The organism is Gilliamella sp. Bif1-4 (assembly GCF_001690535.1).
GTDB lineage: Bacteria > Pseudomonadota > Gammaproteobacteria > Enterobacterales > Orbaceae > Gilliamella > Gilliamella bombi.
Genome location: NZ_LZHC01000008.1, coordinates 1 through 3,542, shown reverse-complemented (window position 1 = coordinate 3,542; position 3,542 = coordinate 1). Strand labels below are relative to the sequence as shown.

General features: G+C 37.5%; 7 protein-coding genes. 2 read left to right on the top strand and 5 right to left on the bottom strand.

Annotation, left to right across the window (positions count from 1 at the left end):
- From A9G25_RS00335 to A9G25_RS12170, 5 genes are all read right to left on the bottom strand, one after another.
- The coding region (locus A9G25_RS00335; RefSeq protein ID WP_141674942.1) for a DDE-type integrase/transposase/recombinase at positions 1 to 483 on the bottom strand (483 nt) is incomplete at its 3' end.
- Complete coding sequence (locus A9G25_RS00330; protein WP_065625218.1) at positions 480 to 761, bottom strand: IS3 family transposase; 282 nt, start codon at positions 759 to 761, stop codon at positions 480 to 482. The genes A9G25_RS00335 and A9G25_RS00330, both read right to left, overlap by 4 nt.
- The gene (locus A9G25_RS00325) at positions 665 to 1,417 is read right to left on the bottom strand and encodes a hypothetical protein (RefSeq protein ID WP_065625256.1); all 753 of its coding nucleotides are present in this window, start codon (positions 1,415 to 1,417) and stop codon (positions 665 to 667) included. The genes A9G25_RS00330 and A9G25_RS00325 overlap by 97 nt, the downstream gene beginning before the upstream one ends.
- Positions 1,418 to 1,733: 316 nt before the next feature.
- A complete protein-coding gene (locus A9G25_RS00320; protein ID WP_065625255.1) occupies positions 1,734 to 2,087 on the bottom strand; it encodes a hypothetical protein in 354 nt (117 codons plus the stop codon).
- Between the two features lie 12 nt (positions 2,088 to 2,099).
- Positions 2,100 to 2,783 carry a PASTA domain-containing protein gene (locus A9G25_RS12170; RefSeq protein ID WP_141674946.1) on the bottom strand — a complete coding sequence of 228 codons (684 nt, stop codon included), beginning with the start codon at positions 2,781 to 2,783 and terminating at the stop codon, positions 2,100 to 2,102.
- On the opposite strand from A9G25_RS12170, the gene A9G25_RS00310 reads away from it, so the two are divergent.
- Positions 2,782 to 3,063: an IS3 family transposase gene (locus tag A9G25_RS00310; protein ID WP_065625218.1), complete on the top strand. Its 282-nt coding sequence runs from the start codon at positions 2,782 to 2,784 to the stop codon at positions 3,061 to 3,063. The genes A9G25_RS12170 and A9G25_RS00310 overlap by 2 nt on opposite strands.
- Positions 3,060 to 3,542 (top strand): DDE-type integrase/transposase/recombinase (locus tag A9G25_RS00305; RefSeq protein WP_141674942.1); only part of this gene is annotated, 483 nt, incomplete at its 3' end. The genes A9G25_RS00310 and A9G25_RS00305, both read left to right, overlap by 4 nt.

Here is a 3,542-nt window from a genome sequence, read left to right as displayed (position 1 = left end):
GTCTATGTAGCGACTGGTTTGCCTAGCAATCACTTTTCGTCCATATAAATCGATAATCACCGACAAATATAACCAACCTTCACCCGTTTTAATATAAGTAATATCGGTTACCCATGTTTTATTAGGCTTATCAGGATTAAATTGCCTATCTAACGTGTTGGGCGCAATATTGTGATGAGCCTTGTCTGTTTTATGCTTGAATTTACGTGCTGCTTTACTCCGTAATCCCAATTGTTGCAAAACACGGCTAATTGTCCTTTCTGAAACTTGATAGCCTGCTTCTCTTGCATCATGAAGCAGGCTTGGCGCACCCAAACGGGCTTTATGTTGCCAATACTGCTTTTGGATATACTCGCTGAGTTTAACTGATTTGTTTGCTCTTTTTAACCAAGCATAATAACCCGATGAACTGACACCAAGTAATGAGCATATCCTAGTAACGGGATAGCAGGTTAAATGATTTTTCATATAAGCGTACTTCATCGACTTGGATTGTTGATGAAGTACACATGCGCCTTTTTTAGTATATCATTAGCCATTTTCAGTTCTTTAATCTCTTTTTCTAACGCCATAATCCGCTGTTGCTCAGCGGTTAACTCTCGACGGCTGGTTTTATTCGGGGAAAGTTGCCTAATCCATTTATCTAGGGTTGATTTACCCACACCTAGATGATTGGCAAGTTCGCTGATAGAAAGGTGTGCATTAGATAACGCATAATCCACTGATTGTTGTTTGAATTCGATATTAAATTTTTTGACCATGATATTTGTCTCCTATGATTTTTGTTTATACCATAGAGGCAACTTTTGTCCACTTTTTTGGCGAGGATCAAGCCGTTGATGATACTAACCGCCATGTCAATGCCTTGACGGGTATCACTGCCCATCGCTGACATGCCTTCGTTCATCGATTCTTTGTAGGCGTCTTCGTAGATTTTTTGTTGCTCTTCTTCTGTTAGTCCCTTGTTTTTACCTTTCTCTTTTTCCTTTTCAACCGCTTCTTTTGCCTTGGATTCGGCTCTTATCCGGTCTATATGATTAAGCATCGTTAACGTTTCACCACCAATTTCACTCACTAACTGCGTTTGGTCGATGATGTCTTGCTCTTTTTGTTTGTTAAAGATGTGTTTGAGCTCGTTATTCGCCTGCTCAGTATCTCGGCTTAGTTCGTTGATATCTTGTTTTTGGTCGTCTTTGTTGCGGATAATTATCGTCCCTTCCGATACCGCTGAATGCGTCGTCGAATGCTCGCTTTCGTTTTTATTGCGACTGGTTGGCATCGATGGCATGCCGCTAGAGCTTACCCCTGCACTGCTGCTACTGACTTGGTAGTCCGCTTTGTTTTCGATATCACTAAAGCTGATTGTGCCTGTGTCAAGGCGGTTTTGGCTCTTGTCTTTCGCTTCTGAGGCTATCACCGCCACGGCTAGAATAAAAACAACAAAAACTCAAATAAAATCAATAGCTTTACTGACTAATTTTTTGTAAGTGAAAATAGTAAGTTAATGTGTTTTTTGAATAGAGGGAGATATGGCCAATGCGCAATGCAACAAGTAGGCTTTATTTACTACAATGGTGCATAAAAATAATAATGGCTAAAGTGCATACTAAGCAAAAATTGGCAATTAAAAAAATTAATTATAGAATTTAGTGGCAGTATTAACTGCCACTTTTTAATAACGAATACTCTAACATAAGCTAGGATTATCGGGTTGGGGGGTTGAGTTTGAGCTACTATATTTCAGGATAGATACCTAATTCAATAACTTTAATTTCCCTACATACTATTCGAATATTATAATCTCCCCAAACATTGATAACATTAAAAAAATCATTTTCTGAATAATTATCACATAACCCAAAATAATTCAATTCATTTGAATTGAGTGTGCGATAATCATGGTTAATTTCATATACATTTCCATTATCACCTATGTCTTCATCTTGATTGGACACTGACATAAAAATAATAATAATACACTCAATTTGTATAATTTTATCTAAAGCAATAGCTTTAATTTTTACTTGATTATTAGCGATATTTAGTTCATCTATCCAACTAATTGATAATTTAGTTAAATCTAACATAGATTATACTCCTTATTTAATATTGAGCGTCTCAGTTGGATGTTGATTATGAAGTACATCCCTTGGGATCTCCCTACCATTTGCATCCAACCGTTGCCCTTTATTGATTCTAGCGCCATTTGTTCCATATTTTGGAGCTGTTGTCCTGACTATTCGACCGCTGTTCCAATTAATTGTAATCTCAGATCCATCTTTAGCAACAAACCTTTGATAACCTGCAGGACTAATTGATTTTTCTTCAAATCCATACTTTTCTAAAATTTTTCTTGCTTGTTCTGGTGATTTACCATCCAAATTAGGTAGTTCAGACGAAGCTCCATTACCTCCAACACCTTTTTTATCGCTATTACGAGATGATTCTTTTGGAGATTTATCATCGTCATCATCAGGCGGTAATCCCGGAGCCCCGCCTGCTGAACTACTTCCGGTACCTGTTAACGTATTATTATCTTTATTACTATCTTTCTCTTTTAGGTAATCATTATAATAACGTTCATAAGTTTTTAGTACTGCATCTTCAAGGAACCCATCTCCCATTGGATCGACTAATGCAATTTCAATTAGTCGTCTCTGTTCCAAATTTAGACTTTCTAAAAATGCTTTTGATTCTGCTGCTGTAAGACCTGATCCTCGCCAAAAAAGTGGACAAAAGTTGCCTCTATGGTATAAACAAAAATCATAGGAGACAAATATCATGGTCAAAAAATTTAATATCGAATTCAAACAACAATCAGTGGATTATGCGTTATCTAATGCACACCTTTCTATCAGCGAACTTGCCAATCATCTAGGTGTGGGTAAATCAACCCTAGATAAATGGATTAGGCAACTTTCCCCGAATAAAACCAGCCGTCGAGAGTTAACCGCTGAGCAACAGCGGATTATGGCGTTAGAAAAAGAGATTAAAGAACTGAAAATGGCTAATGATATACTAAAAAAGGCGCATGTGTACTTCATCAACAATCCAAGTCGATGAAGTACGCTTATATGAAAAATCATTTAACCTGCTATCCCGTTACTAGGATATGCTCATTACTTGGTGTCAGTTCATCGGGTTATTATGCTTGGTTAAAAAGAGCAAACAAATCAGTTAAACTCAGCGAGTATATCCAAAAGCAGTATTGGCAACATAAAGCCCGTTTGGGTGCGCCAAGCCTGCTTCATGATGCAAGAGAAGCAGGCTATCAAGTTTCAGAAAGGACAATTAGCCGTGTTTTGCAACAATTGGGATTACGGAGTAAAGCAGCACGTAAATTCAAGCATAAAACAGACAAGGCTCATCACAATATTGCGCCCAACACGTTAGATAGGCAATTTAATCCTGATAAGCCTAATAAAACATGGGTAACCGATATTACTTATATTAAAACGGGTGAAGGTTGGTTATATTTGTCGGTGATTATCGATTTATATGGACGAAAAGTGATTGCTAGGCAAACCAGTCGCTACATAGAC